The 16867-nt window shown below is 74.5% G+C and carries 11 protein-coding genes; 4 read left to right on the top strand and 7 right to left on the bottom strand.

Going from position 1 to position 16867, the window contains the following annotated elements:
* Nucleotides 1-6: 6 nt before the first annotated feature.
* Both AB0L21_RS10740 and AB0L21_RS10735 read right to left on the bottom strand, forming a co-directional pair.
* A complete protein-coding gene (locus tag AB0L21_RS10740; protein ID WP_365783414.1) occupies nt 7-528 on the bottom strand; it encodes a DUF3515 domain-containing protein in 522 nt (173 codons plus the stop codon).
* A gap of 20 nt (nt 529-548) precedes the next feature.
* The gene (locus tag AB0L21_RS10735; protein WP_030649166.1) at nt 549-782 is read right to left on the bottom strand and encodes an Lrp/AsnC ligand binding domain-containing protein; all 234 of its coding nucleotides are present in this window, start codon (nt 780-782) and stop codon (nt 549-551) included.
* A 204-nt stretch (nt 783-986) separates the two neighbouring features.
* Here AB0L21_RS10735 and AB0L21_RS10730 point away from each other — a divergent pair, with 204 nt between their 5' ends.
* Together AB0L21_RS10730 and thiD are read left to right on the top strand one after the other, a co-directional pair.
* Entirely contained in the window at nt 987-1952 is a 966-nt protein-coding gene (locus tag AB0L21_RS10730; RefSeq protein WP_030649164.1) for a thiamine-phosphate kinase, read from the top strand.
* Entirely contained in the window at nt 1949-2743 is a 795-nt protein-coding gene (gene thiD / locus AB0L21_RS10725) for a bifunctional hydroxymethylpyrimidine kinase/phosphomethylpyrimidine kinase (protein ID WP_365703012.1), read from the top strand. Before AB0L21_RS10730 ends, thiD begins: the two co-directional genes overlap by 4 nt.
* 3 nt (nt 2744-2746) lie before the next feature.
* On the opposite strand, the gene AB0L21_RS10720 is transcribed toward thiD, so the two are convergent.
* The 3 genes from AB0L21_RS10720 to rpmB all read right to left on the bottom strand — a co-directional run bounded on the left by AB0L21_RS10720 (nt 2747) and on the right by rpmB (nt 7477).
* A complete protein-coding gene (locus tag AB0L21_RS10720) occupies nt 2747-3949 on the bottom strand; it encodes an FAD-dependent monooxygenase (protein ID WP_365783412.1) in 1203 nt (400 codons plus the stop codon).
* 35 nt (nt 3950-3984) lie between these two features.
* On the bottom strand, nt 3985-7149 hold the full coding sequence (locus tag AB0L21_RS10715; RefSeq protein ID WP_365783410.1) for a BTAD domain-containing putative transcriptional regulator: 3165 nt from the start codon (nt 7147-7149) through the stop codon (nt 3985-3987).
* 142 nt (nt 7150-7291) lie between these two features.
* On the bottom strand, nt 7292-7477 hold the full coding sequence (gene rpmB, locus AB0L21_RS10710) for a 50S ribosomal protein L28 (RefSeq protein WP_003993230.1): 186 nt from the start codon (nt 7475-7477) through the stop codon (nt 7292-7294).
* Nucleotides 7478-7733: 256 nt separating this feature from the next.
* Here rpmB and AB0L21_RS10705 point away from each other — a divergent pair, with 256 nt between their 5' ends.
* A complete protein-coding gene (locus AB0L21_RS10705) occupies nt 7734-9476 on the top strand; it encodes a DAK2 domain-containing protein (RefSeq protein ID WP_365703006.1) in 1743 nt (580 codons plus the stop codon).
* A 90-nt stretch (nt 9477-9566) separates the two neighbouring features.
* On the opposite strand, the gene AB0L21_RS10700 is transcribed toward AB0L21_RS10705, so the two are convergent.
* Nucleotides 9567-12590 carry a tetratricopeptide repeat protein gene (locus AB0L21_RS10700; protein WP_365783408.1) on the bottom strand — a complete coding sequence of 1008 codons (3024 nt, stop codon included), beginning with the start codon at nt 12588-12590 and terminating at the stop codon, nt 9567-9569.
* The gene (locus AB0L21_RS10695; protein WP_365783406.1) at nt 12587-14425 is read right to left on the bottom strand and encodes an HSP90 family protein; all 1839 of its coding nucleotides are present in this window, start codon (nt 14423-14425) and stop codon (nt 12587-12589) included. Before AB0L21_RS10695 ends, AB0L21_RS10700 begins: the two co-directional genes overlap by 4 nt.
* Before the next feature lie 199 nt (nt 14426-14624).
* Here AB0L21_RS10695 and recG point away from each other — a divergent pair, with 199 nt between their 5' ends.
* Nucleotides 14625-16847, top strand: a complete 2223-nt coding sequence (gene recG / locus AB0L21_RS10690) for an ATP-dependent DNA helicase RecG (protein ID WP_365783404.1) — start codon at nt 14625-14627, stop codon at nt 16845-16847.
* The last annotated feature ends 20 nt before the right edge of the window (nt 16848-16867 follow it).

Raw genomic sequence — 16867 nt, 5'->3', positions numbered from 1 at the left:
CAGGTCTCATCCCCGCATGGAGGCGATCCCCTTCGGGATCGCCTTCTTCACGGCCGGCGCCAGGTCCGTCATCACCTGGGCGCTGTCGTCCGGCCCGGACAGCTTCTTCGGCAGGGTCACCTGCACGTACGCCCGGCGATTGGACGTGGTGAACCGCCAGGTGCCGTCGCCCTGCTTCTCCATCAGCCAGTCGACGCCGTTCACCCCGCCGCCGATCGCGTTCGGGTCGTCGCCCTGCGCCACCTTGGCGTCGACCATCTTCGGCGGCCGGACGATGCCGCAGCGCAGTATGATCGCCGGGCTTCCCCAGCCCGCCGTGTAGGCGGACCGGGGCTCGGGGTCGGCGCGGGTCTGCCCGTCCACCTTCCGCGGCAGGACCTTGTCCAGGTCCCGGCAGAGCGGGGCGGTCCGCGCGTCAGGGGTGGGAACCGCCACGGTGTCGCTGTCGTCCACCGCGGAACAGCCCGCGACCGCGATGAGCAGGGCCGGCGTGAGCAGGGCGAGAGGCCGGTGACGGAAGATGTTCACCGGCCAAGCGTAGACGGGGGCTACAGATGCACCACCGGACAGGTCAGCGTGCGTGTGATGCCGTCCACTTGCTGGACCTTCGCGACCACCATGCGGCCGAGCTCGTCGACCGTCTCGGCCTGGGCCCGCACGATGACGTCGTACGGCCCCGTGACGTCCTCGGCCTGGAGCACTCCAGGGATCTTGCTGATCGTCTCGGCGACGGTCGAGGCCTTGCCGACCTCCGTCTGGATCAGGATGTACGCCTGTACCACGGAACCTCCAGGGCGGCCACGAGGATCATGTGGGGAAAAGGAACGCCACGGTATCGCGTCGCCGCTCCCCGAGGGGAGACCTGCGGGAACCGGGCTTGCGCGCCAGGGTGCAGGCACGACGGAAGTTGACGGTCACCTCGACCGTATCGGGGACACTGGTGACGCGCGACCGGGCGTGGCGAGGCACAGAAGGGGCTTGAGGCAATGAAGGGCACAGTGGGTGAGCTAGGTGAGTTCGGGCTCATCCGGGAGCTGACCTCCCGTCTCACCACCACCCCGGCGGTCCGGGTCGGCCCCGGCGACGACGCCGCGGTGGTCGCCGCGCCCGACCGACGGGTGGTGGCGAGCACCGACATCCTGCTGGAGGGCCGGCACTTCCGCCGTGACTGGTCCACGGCCTACGACGTCGGACGCAAGGCCGCCGCGCAGAACCTGGCGGACATCGCCGCCATGGGGGCCGTACCGACCGCGCTGCTGCTCGGCCTGGTCGTCCCGGCGGAACTGCCGGTCACCTGGCCGACCGAGCTGATGGACGGCCTGCGCGACGAGTGCCAGGTCGCCGGCGCCTCCGTGGTCGGCGGGGACGTCGTGCGCGGCGACACGATCATGGTGTCGATCACCGCGCTCGGCGATCTGCGCAACCAGGAGCCCGTCACGCGCGCGGGTGCCCAGCCCGGCGACCTCGTGGCCGTCACCGGCTGGCTGGGCTGGTCCGCGGCCGGGTACGCGGTGCTCGCCCGCGGTTTCCGCTCGCCCCGCGCCTTTGTGGAGGCCCACCGGCGCCCCGAGCCGCCGTACCACGCGGGCCCGGCCGCCGCCGCGCTCGGCGCCACCGCGATGTGCGACGTCAGCGACGGCCTGATCGCCGACCTCGGGCACATCGCCGAGGCCAGCAAGGTCCGCATCGACATCCGCTCCGGCGCGATCGACATCCCCACGCAGATGAACGACATCGGGCAGGCCGTCGGCGTGGACCCGCTCCAGTGGGTGCTGACCGGGGGAGAGGACCACGCGATCGTGGCCACTTTCCCGCCGGACGCGAAGCTCCCGGCCCGCTGGAAGGTCATCGGCGAGGTCCTCAACCCCTCCGCGCTGCCCCAGGTGACGGTCGACGGGGCGCCCTGGACCAGCAAGGGCGGCTGGGACCACTTCGGGGACATCGAGTCATGATCCCCCGGGTTCTCACGGTGGCCGGCTCGGACTCCGGCGGCGGCGCCGGCGTCCAGGCCGACCTGAAGACGATGCTCGCGCTCGGTGTGCACGGCATGAGCGTGCTCACCGCGGTGACCGCGCAGAACTCCGTGGGGGTGCAGGGCGCCTGGGAGCTGCCCGTGGAGGCGGTCCGGGCCCAGTACCGCAGCGTCGTGGACGACATCGGCGTCCAGGCCGTGAAGACCGGCATGCTGGCCTCCGCCGAACTGGTCGAGGCGGTCGCCGAGTTGATCTCCGGCACGGACGCACCGGCCGTGGTGGACCCGGTCGGCGTCTCCAAGCACGGCGATCCGCTGCTGGCCGCATCCGCCCTGGACTCCGTACGGACGAAGCTGCTGCCGGTGGCGACCGTGGCCACCCCGAACCTCGACGAGGTGGCCCAACTCACCGGAGTCCGCGTCCAGTCGGAGGACGATCTACGACGGGCCGCCGCGGCCGTGCTGGAGTTCGGGCCGCGCTGGGTGCTGATCAAGGGCGGACATCTGGCGGGCGACGCCGTGGACCTGCTCACCGACGGCTCCGAGGTACACCTGCTGCGGGCGCCCCGCCACGACAACCGGCACACCCACGGCACCGGCTGCACCCTCGCCTCCGCCATCGCCTGCGGCCTGGCCAGGGGACAGGCCGTGCCGGAGGCGGTCGCGGCGGCCAAGGAGTACGTCACCGGCGCCATCGCCGCCGGGTTCGCCCTTGGCGCGGGGATCGGGCCCGTGGACCACGGGTGGGCGCTCAGACGGGACACCCCCTGAGGGTCAGGCGGGGTACTCGGGGAGCTCGATGGCGGTTGCCGCCTTCTCCGTCAGCCGCTTGAAGAAGCCGGCCAGCAGCCGGGAGCTGAGCAGCCGGTACATCCGGTCCCGGCTGCGGATGCGCCGCTCGGTGGCCGGGGCGAAGAACGGCCCCGCGTTGCCGGAGATCTTCTGGCAGCCCTTGGCGAAGTCCCGGATCCGGCTTTCGTAGGCGGCCAGCGCGGCCCGGTGATCGCCGCCCGCCAGGGCCAGCTCACCGGCGAGGACGTAGGCGCCGACGATGGCCACCCCCGTGCCCATGCCGCCCATCGTCGCCCCGTACCCGGCGTCCCCGAGCAGCGCCACCCGGCCCTCGACGAGACGGTCGACGTGGATCTGGGCGATGGCGTCGAAGTACAGGTCGTCCGTCTCGGCCAGGCCCCTCAGCACGGCCGGCGTCTCCCAGCCCATTCCGGCGAACCGCTCGCCGAGGATCCGCTTCTGCGCCGCGACGTCCCGCCGGTCGTACTCCAGCGGTTCGGACCGGAAGACCAGCAGGGCGCCGGCGCGCTCCGGGTCGCCGTCGTAGTTGTTGATGCCGACACAGCGGCCGGGCTCGCTGTAGAGGCGGCCGGAGCGGTTCAGGCCCAGGTGGTTGGGGAGGCTGAAGCCGGCCACGTAGTGGCCGAGGAAGCGCAGGTGGCGGGACTCGTCGCCGAAGACCAGGCGGCGGGTGTTCGAGTGCAGGCCGTCGGCACCGACGACGAGGTCGAAGCGACGGGGCGCGCCCCGCTCGAACGCGACCTCGACGCCCCGCGGGGTGTCGGTCAGCGCCGTGACGGAGTCGCCGAAGACGTACTCCACCGAGTCCTTCGTCCGCTCGTACATGATCCGGGCCAGGTCGCCGCGGAAGATCTCCACATCGCCGCTCATCATCTCCGCGGGCAGGTCCACGCGCGGGGTGCCGTCGGCGGAGACGACGCTCTGGGGGCCCATGTGGGTCTGGTGGGCGTGGACGTCGTCCCAGATGCCCATCGCGGTGAGCACCGTACGGTGCACGTGCCCCCGGAAGTCGACGGCGAAGCCGCCGGTGCGCAGCGCGGGAGCCTTCTCCACGACCGTGACCCGGGCGCCGTAGCGGGCCAGGTTCAGGGCGAGGGCGGGGCCGGCGACGCTGGCGCCGGAGATCAGGACGGACAGGTGGCCGAGGTCGTGTGTCTGCGTCATGCCGGCCAGCGTCCCGGCCCCCGCTCACCGTGCCCCTACCGTTCGCTGACCGCCGCTGACCGCAGCCGCCTGCCCCGCTCGTAGGCCTGGGCGTAGGCCTCGGGGGACAGGCACGCGCGCGTGTGCTGCGTCGTCCGCGCGACGTCCGGGTCCCCGGGCCGGGGCGCGCCGCGCAGGCCCGCGGAGGCACCGAGGAGTTCGGCCGCCCGCTCCGGCCGCGGGCCAACAGCGGCGAGCGCGTCGGCGACATCGGCGAGCAGGAGCCCGTCGGACGACTCCAGGGCCTGCGCTCGGGCCTGGGCCAGCCAGTCCCGGGCGGACTCCGTGTCCCCTTCGGCGGCGGCGGTACGACCCAGCCCGATGAGGATCCGCACCGTCTCGCCCACGCTGAACCATGTGGCCGCGCAGGCCTCCAGGGCGTTCTCGTAGTGCACGCGTGCGCGTGCCGTGTCGCCGCCCAGCCGGGCCGCGTCCCCCAGCCCGCGCAGCGCACCGGCCACCTTGTCGGTCGCCCCGGCGGTACGGGCCAGTTCACCGGAGCGTGTGAAGTGCGTGACGGCCTCCTCCGACGCGCCCTGGGCGAGCAGCACCACCGCGCGCGTGCGCAGCAGATCGGCGGTCTCCTCCGGCGCGTCCAGTTCCCGGACGTGCACCAGCCCCTCGTCCAGCAGGGCCAGCGCCCTCCCGTACGCGCCCCGGCCGTACGCGAACCCGCCCAGCGGGTCGAGGCAGTTGGCCATGCCCCAGCGGTCACCCGTCCCCTGGAAACCCTTCCACGCGCGCGTGAAGCCCGCTTCCGCGTCGGCGGCCCGCCCCGCGAACAGCGCCTGGTAGGCGAGGCCGAGGTCCAGCAGGGCCAGGCCCCACGGCTCCCGGTCCAGCTGCACGCGCACGCGTTCGTCCACGCTCAGCTGGGGGCCGCCCGTGAGGGACCACAGGATCACCGTGAACGGCAGCCGCAGCGGGCCGTCCAGGGAGGCCATGAGGGTGGCCGCTCGGGCGGTCAGGCCGGGGTCCGCCGGGTCGTCGCCGCGCCCGGAGACCGCGTTCATCACACACAGCGCGTACTCCTCGGTCAGGCCGGGCGGCGGCTCCTCGCCGACCGCCGCGAGCAGGTCCCGGGCGCCCGGCACACGGTTGCCGTGCAGGCCGCGCAGCCGCCGGAACCAGGTCAGCGCGGCCGTCAGCCGCAGCGCGTCCTGAGGAGCCGTCTCGGTCAGATACCGCAGGGCCGCGTCGAGATTGCCCTGCTCGGCGGCCAGCCGCGCCAGCCAGGGCAGTTGCCCCCCACCGCGCAGCAGCGGCTCGGCGTGCTCGGCCAGCCGCAGGAAGTACGCCGCGTGGGCCGCGCGCAGCCGGCGGGGGTCGGTGGGTGGCTCGGCGGGCGTGGTGTCGGGCTGTTGCTGACCCGTCAGTGATTCGGCGACGAAGGCGCGGATCGTCTCCAGCATCCGGTAGCGCCCGTCGGACACCTCCAGGAACGACTTCTCGACCAGGGACGCCAGCGGATCCTCCGGGTACGGCACCCCGCAGACGGCCGCCACGGCGTCCAGCGTGGCCCCGCCCGAGAAGACGGTCAGCCTCCTCGCCAGGTCACGTTCCGCCGCGTCCAGCAGTTCCCAGCTCCACTCCACCACCGCGCGCAGCGTCCGATGCCGGGGTGCCTTGGCCCGGTCCCCGCGCGCGAGCACCCGGAACCGGTCGTGCAGCCGGTCCGCCAGCTCCACCACGGAGAGCGTGCGCAGCCGGGCCGCCGCCAGTTCGATCGCCAGCGGCAGCCCGTCCAGCGCCCGGCAGATCTCCGGCACGCGCGCGTGGCCGTCGAAATCGGGCCGCACCGCCCGCGCGCGGTCCAGCAGCAGCCGTACGGCCGGCTCCTCGGGCAGCGGCGGCACCGGCACCAGCACCTCGCCGGTGATGCCCAGCGACTCCCGGCTGGTCGCCAGGACACGGACCCCGGGGCAGGCACCGAGGAGCAGCGCGGCCGTGCGCGCGGCGGACTCGACCAGGTGCTCGCAGTTGTCGAGCACGAGCAGCACCTCACGATCCGCCAGCACGGCCAGCAGCCGGTCCAGGGCGTCCGTGGCAGGGCTGCGGAAGCCGTCCCGCGCCCCGAGCGCCGCCAGCACCGCGTACGGGATCCGGGCACCGTCGCAGAGAGGCGCGAGTTCGACCAGACAGACGTCGGGGGCGTCGGCGGGGCGGGCCGGCGGCGGGGGTGTGCCGGGGGCCGGTACCGGCGCTGCGGCGATGCGGGTGGGGCGGGTCTTCGCGCCGGTGCGGGACCTCGTCGCGTTCCTGCCGGTCCGGGCGCGGGCCGCCTCCAGGGCGAGCCTGGTCTTCCCGACGCCACCGGGACCCGTCAGCGTCACCAGACGGGAGTCGGTGAGGGCGCGGTCGATCCGGGCCAGTTCCGGTTCGCGGCCCACGAAGCGGGTGAGCTGGGCCGGCAGACGGGGGCGGGGCGGGGTCTGGGTCCCCTCCCGGAGCAGGTGGAGGTGGAGCGCGGACAGGGCGGGCGACGGATCGGCGCCCAGCTCGTCGGCGAGGCTGCGCCGCGCCTCCTCGAACACCGCCAGCGCCTCCGCGGACCGCCCGGCAGCGTGCAGGGCCCGCATCAGCTGCCCGTACAGCCGTTCGTCCAGCGGACGCCCCTGGAGCAGTGCCCGCAGCTCGGGCACCAGCTCCGGCCCGGCCCCGGCCCCCAGCTCCGCGTCGATCCGGTCCGCCACGACCGCCAGCCGCAGCTCCTCCAGCCGGGCCCGGTCGGCGTGCGCGTCCGGCAGGTCGGGCAGCGCCGGCCCGCGCCACAGCGCGAGGGCGTCCCGCAGGAGGGCCGCCGCCCGCGGGTGATCGCCGGCGGTGAGCGCCGTACGGCCCTCCGCGGCCAGGCGCGCGAAACGGTGGACGTCGACCGCGTCCGGGTCGACGGCGAGGGCGTAGCCGGCGGGGACGGCGTCGATGCCGGCGTGCGGCGCGAGACGCCGGCGCAGGCGGGAGATCTGGGACTGCAGCGCGCCCGTGGCCCCGGCGGGCGGCTCGGCGCCGTACAGACCGTCGAGCAGGCGCTCCACGGACACCGGGCGGCCGGCGTCGAGCAGCAGCAGCGTGAGCAGGGCACGGGGCCGGGGGCCGCCGGGGCCGAGGGGAGTGCCGTCGTCGGTGTGGATCTCGACCGGGCCCAGGATGCCGAAGCGCATTCCGTGGATTCTGGCAGGCGGCGGCCGTTCATGAGTACGGCTCATGGGTACGGCTCACGGGTACGGCAAAAAGCCGGCCCACCCGGGGGTGGACCGGCTCAGTGCAGCGAACCAGGCAGTGGCCGCGCGCTCAGCTGTAGCGTCAGCGCGAGACCTTGCCGGCCTTGATGCACGAGGTGCAAGCGTTCACGCGCTTCGGCGTCCCGCCGACCACGGTACGCACACGCTGGATGTTCGGGTTCCAGCGGCGGGACGTACGGCGGTGCGAGTGCGAGATGTTGTTGCCGAAGCCCGGCCCCTTGCCGCAGACGTCGCAGTTGGCAGCCACGGGTCACTCCAAAGACTTCAGATGCACTTACGGTTGATCCCGGCATGCCGGGATCGAGATCCTAAGACCTGAATCTTGAGTGGCGCTGCCAGGGGAATGGCCCGATCGGATCGGGCAACCGGAGCAGCATACAACGGCTGCGCCCGTACAACGAAACTACCATGGCGGCTCAGGCCTCCGCCCCGGCCCTCTTCCGGAGCGCACCGGTCCGGGGTCTACGCTGCGTCCCACGTCCAGCCAGCTCAGGGAGGCGCAGGTGACGCAGGTGCCGCAGACATTCCTCGATGCTCTCGCGGTGCGCACCTGGTGCGGTCTGGCGCTGCGGGCACTGGGGAGGGCCCGTGAGGAGATCGACGCGATCAACGTCTATCCGGTGGCGGACGGCGACACCGGGACCAACCTGTATCTGACCCTGGAGTCGGCGGCGACGGCCGTGGAGGCGGTGTTCGCCGGGTACGAGACCGGCTCCGGGGAGCCCTGTCTGGCGGACGCCGTCCGGGCCATGGCCCACGGGGCGCTGATCGGGGCCCGGGGCAACTCGGGGACGATCCTCGCGCAGCTGCTGCGCGGGATGGCGCAGGTGCTCGCGGATGCCGGTGACACCTCTCACATCGACGGCTCGGGGCTGCGGCTGGCCCTGCGCCGGGCCGCCGACTCCGCCCGGCAGGCCGTCGCCCACCCCGTCGAGGGCACGGTGCTCACGGTCGCCTCGGCCGCCGCCGACGCCGCCGAGGGAGCCGAGGGCGACTGCCGGACGGTCGCGCGGGCCGCCTACGAGGGAGCGCGGGTGGCCCTGGCGGCGACCCCGGGCCAGCTGGCCGTGCTGGAGCGGGCCGGCGTGGTCGACGCGGGCGGCCGGGGGCTGGTGGCGGTGCTGGGGGCGCTGGTGGAGGCGTTCACGGGGGAGGCGGTACGGGAGCCTCCGGTGCGCGAGCTTCCGGTGCGCGAGTCCCTGCTGCGGGAGATCCCGCAGCCCCAGGGAGCCGTGTCCGTACCCGCATCCGCCCCCGATGGCGACGCACCCGCGCACGCGCGCGTGGCGGCCCCCGAGCGATGCGCCGACGCGGCCGGACACGGCGGGCCCGCGTTCGAGGTGATCTATCTCCTGGAGGCCGACGACGCGGCCGTGGCCCGGCTGCGCGCGCGGCTCGACGCCCTCGGGGACTCCCTGGTCGTGGTCGGCGGGGACGGGCTGTGGAACGTCCATGTGCACGTCGACGACGCCGGCGCCGCCGTGGAGGCCGGCGTGGAGGCCGGGCGGCCGTACCGGATCCGGATCACCCACTTCGGGCTCGGCGATGTGCCCACCGGCCGCGAGCGCCCGCCGCGCGAGCGTGCCCAGCGGGCGGTCGTCGCCGTCGTACCGGGCGAGGGGCTGGCCGCGCTGTACGCCGAGGCGGGCGCGACCACCGTCCTCGCGCGCCCCGGCGAGCCGCCCGCCAGCGGGGAGCTGGTGCAGGCGGTACGGCGGGCCCACGCGCGGGAGGTCGTCCTGCTGCCCAACGACGCCGAACTGCGCCACACAGCCGCCGCCGCGGCCGAACAGGCCCGCACCGAGGGTGTCCGCGTGGCCCTGATCCCGACCCGCTCGGCGGTCCAGGGCATCGCCGCGCTCGCGGTGCACGAGCCGGGGCGCCGGTTCGACGAGGACGTCGTCCAGATGACCTCGGCGGCGGGCGCCACCCGGTACGCCGAGGTCGTCGTCGCCGAGCGCCAGTCCTGGACGACGGCCGGCATCTGCCAGGCCGGGGACGTGCTCGGGCTGATCGACGGCGATGTGGCGGTGATCGGCGCGGACGTCACCGCCACCGCCCGCACCGTCCTGGACCGCATGCTCCAGGCCGGCGGCGAACTGGTCACCCTCGTCGTCGGCGACGAGGCGCCCGAGACCGCCGCCGCGCAGCTGGAGGCACGCGTGCGGGAGTCCTACCTGGCCGTGGACACGGTGGTGTACCGGGGCGGCCGGCAGGGAGCGCTGCTGCTCATCGGCGTGGAGTGACGGCGGGGAGGGACGGTGGGGAGTGCCGGCGTGCGATGACAGCGTGGTGTGGCGGCGCCCGGTGACGGTCCGGACCGACGCGGCGGTGGCTCAGCCCTGTTCGGCGCCCTCCCCTTCCTGTTCCTGTACCGCCTCCAGCAGCCGGGCCGCCTCTTCCCGCCGTGCCCGGGCCGACTCGTCCCCCTCGCCCGCGCCCTCGTAGGCCGCGAGCACCCCACGCGCGCGTGCCGCCGCCCGCGCCGGACGGCCGAGGTCCGCCTCCAGCCGGCCCGCGGCCAGTTCCGCGCCGGTACGGCTGTGCAGCCCGGCCGCGCCGAGCGTCGCGAACACCGCCACGGCCCGGGTCATCTGCTCCAGGGCCGCCTCGGACGCGGCCCGGATCGCCGGGTCCTCGGCCTCCTCGGACACCGAGCTGGCCAGCAGCTCCGCGAACTGCCGGTACGTGCCGCCCAGTTCGGCGGCCAGCTCCTCCCGGTCCGCCTCCTTCGCCGCCGCCAGCGCCGTCTCGCACTCCCGTACCGCCTGCGTCATCAGCACACGGGCGCCCGCCGCCCCCGGCTCACCGTCGAGGGCGAGCCAGGCGCGGGCACGCAGCGAGCGGACCAGGAACGGGGTGTTGCCGAGCGCGCGCCACAGCTCGCCCGCGCGCCCGTACGCGCGGTCCGCCTCCGCCGCCAGCCCGGCGTTGCCCAGTGACTCGGCGGCGAGGTGGGCGAGCGTGGCGTGGTCCCGCTGCTCGGGCCAGTGCCGGGCGAGGTCGGCGGCCTTGAGCCACTGTTCGGCGGCGGCCCGGTGCTCGCCCAGCTCGCCCAGGCAGTCCCCGAGCCACCAGCGCGCCTGGACGACCGTCCCGTCGCCGTGCGTGTCGGCGCTGAGGTCGGCCAGCGCGGACTCCAGCACCTCGGCGGCCTCCGCGTAGCGGCCCCGGCGCAGCAGGAAGCCGCCGAGCTGCTGCCGCGCCCAGGCGCCCAGGGTGCCGCTCTCACCGGCCTCGTCGGCCCAGTGCGCGGCCTGAAGCGCGTGCTCGGCCGCCTCACCGGACGCGTCCCGGCCACCGAGCACCTCGGCGAGCTGAAGGTGCAACCGGGCCCGCCCGACCGGCTCCACGTACGGCGCGCCGTGCTCCAGGGCCGCCCGCAGCGCCCGCTCGGCCCCGGCCAGGTCACCGGCCTGGTGGGCCAGGGCGGCGACCTGCACCTGGTACTCCACCGCGAACCAGGGCAGCCCGGCGGCCACGTACACGTCGGCGGCCCGCCGGAACGACTCCGCCGCCCGCCCGGCGTCCCCGGTCACCCCGGCCAACTCACCGAGCATGGCCCACGCCTCGGCCCCCCGCGCCGCCAGCCGCACGTCGCCGTCATCACGCCCGTCGACGAGCGCCAACACCTCACGCACGGCAACCTCAGCCTCCGCGACGGCCTGCCCGGTGTCCGCTGCGGCCTCCCCGGACTGCCCGGCCTCCCCCGAACGCGCCTCGGTGAACTCCTCGGACTCCTCGCCCCCGCTGCCCCCGCCCACCGCCTCGTGCACCCGGCGCATCAGCACCCGTGCCCGGCTCATCGCGACCGACGCCGTCTGGCGGACCCCGGTGCCCTCGTCGGCGTACAGGGCGAGTGCCTCGTCGTACAGGGACGTGACCGTGGCGAGGGCCGTGTCCAGCTCTCCCGTCAGGGCGCGGATGTACGCCCCACGCGCGCGTGCCGCCAGGGCCTCGCCGGGGTCGCCCGCCTCCGCGTACAGACCCGCCGCTCGTTCGAACAGCCCCAGCCCCTCCGGACCCCGGGCCATCGCCTCGTGGTCGGCGATCTCCGCGCGGTCGCGGGGCGTCAGGCCGGCGCCGTCCCCCGCGGCCCGTGCGACCGCCGCCCAGGCCTCCAGGGCCTGCGGTCGCAGGGTGTCCGACAGGCGCCGCGCCTCTGCGAGCAGGCCGGGCAGGTCGGGTTCGGCGGGGGCCGCCGGTGGCAAGGGCGCGACCGCCGGCGCCGGCGCCGGCGCGGGGCGTACCGTACGCACGCCCAGCGGAAGGCGGTCCACCAACGGGTGCTGGGCCATCCGTGCGCGCACGCGGTCGCCGACGGCGGACGTGCCGTTGCGCCGGTCGAACCGCTCGGCGAGCTCCGTCGCCTCCGCGCGCGCGTGCGCGGCGAGTTCCCGCGCGGTCCAGGTCCGACCGGCCGGCCCCGGCACCCGTCGCTCGCCGTGCCCCAGCTCGGTCAGCCGGTCCATCAGCAGCGTCACCACGGCCAGGAAGTCCAGCCGGCTGCGAGGATGCCCGGTGTCCGTGAAGTAGGCCGGCCGCTCCGCGAGCAGCTCCAGGCCGCGCGCCTCGTTCCCGGTCAGCGCGCAGAACTCCACATGGTCGGCGTACGCGCCCCGCATGCTCTCCATGGAGCGCACGAGACGGAAGCCTCGCAGGTGGTGCGCGCGGGCCTCCTCGACGCGGCCGAGCCGCAGCAGCGGGGCGAGTGAGGAGGCGAGCACGTTGTGCGGCTCGTGGGCGCACGCGAACTCGCCCTCCAGCACCGGCCGCCACAGCTGAAGCGCGTCGGCGTCCCGCCCGCACCGCACCTGCCAGACGCCCTGCCCGTGCAGCTCGCAGGCGTGGCAGTCGGCCATCCGGTCCCGGTCGGCGGCCAGCCACGCCGTGTACGCCCGCTCCGCGCGCGCGAGGTCCCCGATGTGCGCGGCCACGCTGAACTCGGCGCTGCGCACCGCGCGTTCGGAGTGCCCGGCGAGCCGGTAGCGGTGCTCCATCTCGCCGAGCCACTTCTCGATCGAGGCGAGCGGGATGTGCGGCTGGTCCAGCATGCCCGCCGACATCCACTTGAAGACCCAGTGCAGCGAGTGCGTCTCGTACGCGTCGAAGTCCTCGGGCCGTTCGTCCCACATGCGCAGCAGCCGCGCGAACGGGACGAACATCTTGTCCTTCTCGGAGCTGTAGTTGTAGACCTTCAGCTGGTGCCCGAGCGCCTCGATCACGGCGAGCGGGATGTCCAGCTTCTCGGCCTCGGCGAGCAGCTGTTCCGCGCGCGCGTTGCGGGCCGGGCCCTCCGGCTGCTCGGAGTTCTCCGCCAGCGCCCGGCGCAGCGCGTCGAAGTCGGTGATCCCACTCATCGTCCGTCCCCCTCGCCATGGGTCGCCCATGCGAGCAGCCCGATGAACGCCCGGTTGAGCAGCGCCGAGTCGGCCGGCCTGAGCGGGCGCTGCGCCATCAGCAGGGCCTGCCCGTACAGCGACTCGGTCGCGGTGCCGATCAGCTCCGGGTCGCCGAGCGAACCGATGCGCCGCACCAGCGGGTTGAGGTGGTTGAGCACCAGACGCGCGCGCGGGGCGCTGCCGCGCAGCGAGCCCAGGATGCCCGCCCACAGGTCGTCGGCCTGCTCCTCGGCCGCCGCGCGGGCCTGTTCGTGCCGGGCGGCCCGGTCGTCCAGGTGCAGCGCGGGCACGGACAGCGGGTGGAAGGCCCGCAGGACGACGTCGCAGCCCAGCGGGTCGAGCCGGTCCCGCGCGACGGCCAGGAACCCGGACAGCGCCAGCTCCTCGGCCGGGTCCACCGCGTCCAGGTGCGCGGTCACGGTGTCCGCGTCCAGCTCGGCGACCACCGTCCCCGGCCGCACCCGGGGCAGCGCCTCGACCAGCTCGCTGTCGTACGTGTAGCCGCCGTTGACCACGCCGACGCCCTGCGCCGCGGCGATCGGCGCGACCTGCCGGTACTCCTCGACCGTCCGCGTGAAGTGCACCACCGGGTGCCGCTGCGCGAACTCCTCCAGGGAGAGCTGTCCGTCGGTCGTCTCGAACGGCAGCCACGGCAGCATCGTGCGCAGCATGTCGGCGTCGTGCCGGGCGAGGGACTTCACGCCCAGGTGGTGCACGGCGAGGAAGGCCGCGAGGCGCTCGGGATCACCGGCCGCGAGCCCGGTCAGCCAGGACCGGATCCGCGTGCCGAGCGCGTCCCGCACGGCGGCCAGCGTCTCGTCCTCGTACAGCGCCTCGCGCGAGGCGGTCGGCCGCAGGCTGTCGGTGTCCAGGACGCAGCGCACGAAGAACGCCCAGTCCGGCAGCAGCTGTTCGGCCCGCTCGGTGAGCAGCATCCCCTTCAGATGCACGCGATGGGTCGCCCGCTGGGCCGGGCTGACCGCCGACGGCAGCACGTACGCCACCCCGCGGACCCCGGCCACCGGCACGTCCAGGTCGATGGAGTCCAGCGGGGTGAACCCGAACAGCTCATGGCAGTGCCGGGCCAGCGCCACCCGCCGGCCGGCCGGACTCGGATGGGCGCGGTCCCAGGGCGCGGGCAGCTCGGTGACGGGCTCGTCGCCGACCCGGACGTCGTACGGCAGCAGGGAGCCGAAGTCCCGGGCCAGGGCGCGGACCCGCTCCGGCGCCAGCCACTCGGCCGCACCGGCCCGGGCGGTCAGGTACACGGTCGTACCCGGCTCGGGCCGCTCGGCGTCGGGCAGCGTGCGCACGGTGTACGAGCCGTCGTCGCGGGCCGTCCACTCCACGGGAGGGGCCCCGGGCGTGCGGGCGCTGCGGCTGACCACCCGGATCCGCTCGGCGACGACGAAACAGGCCAGCAGCCCGATGCCGAACTGGCCGAGGAAGTCCGACCGGGCCTCGTGCAGGCCCTCGGCCCGTTTGGAGCTGCGGCCGATGGTCGCCAGCAGGCTGTGCACGTCCGGCTCGGTGAGCCCGACACCGGTGTCCTCCACCCGCAGCCCGCCGTCCGCCGCGTACAGCCGGACCCGCGCCGGGGCGTCGGGGTCGGCGGCCCGGCGGGCGGTGATGGCGTCCACGGCGTTCTGCAGCAGCTCGCGCAGATAGACCTTGGGGCTGGAGTAGAGGTGATGGGAGAGCAGGTCCACCAGACCGCGCAGGTCGACCTGGAAGCTGTGAGGTGGGTGAGGTGACTGGGATGGCTGGGATGCCTGAGAGGTCTGGGAGTCCATCGTCACTGCGCCGGAGGGGGCGTGCGTGCGGCGCGGGGTCGGGCGGTCCCGGCGGGGCGGTGACCGCGAAGGATGGCCGGAGCGCGCCATCCTAGGGCCGGAACAGCCCGCCTGACCAGGAGTTTCCCCGATTTTTACGGCACCTCGCCGGGGAATCCGCGGGGCAGGGTGTACGGCATTGTCAGTGGCGTGGTGTGCAATGGATCTCGTGCCCGCACTGCAAGAACCGCTCAAGAAGGTGCTCGGCCCCGCCACCGCGAAGGTGATGGCCGAGCACCTCGGCCTGCACACCGTCGGCGACCTCCTCCACCACTACCCGCGCAGATACGAGGAGCGCGGCCAGCTCACGCACCTCGCCGACCTCCCCATGGACGAGCACGTCACGGTGGTCGCCCAGGTCGCCGACGCCCGTCTGCACACCTTCGCCTCGGCCAAGGCACCCCGCGGCAAGGGCCAGCGCCTCGAAGTCACCATCACCGACGGCAGCGGCCGGCTCCAGCTCGTCTTCTTCGGCAACGGCGTGCACAAACCCCACAAGGAGCTGCTGCCGGGCACCCGCGCGATGTTCGCCGGCAAGGTCACCGTCTTCAACCGCCGCCTCCAACTGGCCCACCCGGCCTACGAGTTGCTACGAGGCGACAGCGAGGAGACCGTGGAGACCTGGGCCGGCGCTCTGATCCCGATCTACCCGGCCACCGCCAAACTGGAGTCCTGGAAGATCGGCAAGGCCGTGCAGACGGTCCTCCCCAGCGCCCAGGAAGCCCTCGACCCCCTGCCCGGCGCCCTCCGCGAGGGCCGCGGTCTGCTCCCGCTCCCCGAGGCCCTGCTCAAGATCCACCGCCCGCACACCAAGGCCGACATCGCCGACGCCCGTGCCCGCCTGAAGTGGGACGAGGCCTTCGTCCTCCAGGTCGCCCTGGCCCGCCGCCGGCACGCCGAGACCCAGCTCCCCGCCGTCCCCCGCGTCCCCAGGCCGGACGGCATCCTCACGGCCTTCGACGAGCGCCTGCCTTTCACGCTCACCGAGGGCCAGCGGAAGGTCTCCGGGGAGATCTTCGCCGACCTCGCCACCGCCCACCCGATGCACCGCCTGCTCCAGGGGGAGGTCGGATCCGGTAAGACGCTGGTCGCCCTGCGCGCCATGCTCGCCGTGGTCGACGCGGGCGGCCAGGCGGCCATGCTGGCGCCCACCGAGGTGCTGGCCCAGCAGCACCACCGCTCGGTCACCGAGATGATGGGCGAACTGGCCGAGGGGGGCATGCTGGGCGGCGCCGAGCACGGCACCAAGGTCGTCCTGCTCACCGGCTCGATGGGCACGGCCGCCCGCCGCCAGGCCCTCCTGGACCTGGCCACCGGCGAGGCCGGCATCGTCATCGGCACCCACGCCCTCATCGAGGACAAGGTCCAGTTCCACGACCTCGGCCTGGTCGTGGTGGACGAACAGCACCGCTTCGGGGTGGAACAGCGCGACGCCCTGCGCGGCAAGGCGCACTCCCAGGGGGAACGGCGGTCCCCGCACCTCCTCGTCATGACCGCCACCCCCATCCCGCGCACGGTCGCCATGACGGTCTTCGGCGACCTGGAGACCTCGGTCCTCGACCAGCTCCCGGCCGGCCGCTCCCCGATCGCCAGCCACGTCGTCCCGGCCGCCGACAAGCCCCACTTCCTGGCCCGCGCCTGGGAACGGGTCCGCGAGGAGGTCGCGAGCGGCCACCAGGCGTACGTCGTCTGCCCGCGGATCGGGGACGAGGAGGACGATCCCAAGAAGTCCGGCAAGAAGAAGCCCCCCGAGGACGAGGCGGAGAAGCGTCCCCCGCTGGCCGTGCTCGACGTGGCCGACCAGCTCGGCCGCGGCCCCCTGAAGGGCCTGAAGGTGGAGGTGCTGCACGGCCGTATGCACCCCGACGACAAGGACGCCGTGATGCGCCGCTTCGCCGCCGGCGAGACGGACGTCCTGGTCGCCACCACCGTCATCGAGGTCGGCGTCAACGTCCCCAACGCCACGGCCATGGTCATCATGGACGCCGACCGCTTCGGCGTCTCCCAGCTCCACCAGCTGCGCGGCCGGGTCGGCCGTGGCTCCGCCCCCGGCCTGTGCCTCCTGGTCACGGAGATGCCCGAGGCCAGCCCGGCCCGCCAGCGCCTGGCCGCCGTCGCCTCCACCCTCGACGGCTTCGAACTCTCCCGCATCGACCTCGAACAGCGCCGCGAGGGCGACGTCCTCGGCCAGGCCCAGTCCGGCGCCCGCTCCAGCCTCCGGGTCCTGGCGGTCATCGAGGACGAGGAGGTCATCGCGGAGGCGAGGCAGGAAGCGGCGGCGGTGGTCGCGGCCGACCCGGAGCTGCAGCAGCTTCCTGGCTTGCGCACGGCCTTGGACGCCCTCTTGGACGAGGAGAAGGAGCAGTACCTGGAAAAGGGGTGAGGCGGGCGCGCCCCGAAGGG

It is taken from the genome of Streptomyces sp. NPDC052721, from assembly GCF_040678315.1.
Lineage (GTDB): Bacteria > Actinomycetota > Actinomycetes > Streptomycetales > Streptomycetaceae > Streptomyces.
The sequence above is the reverse complement of the archived record's forward strand: the minus strand, read 5'-3'. Positions and strand labels throughout refer to the sequence as shown.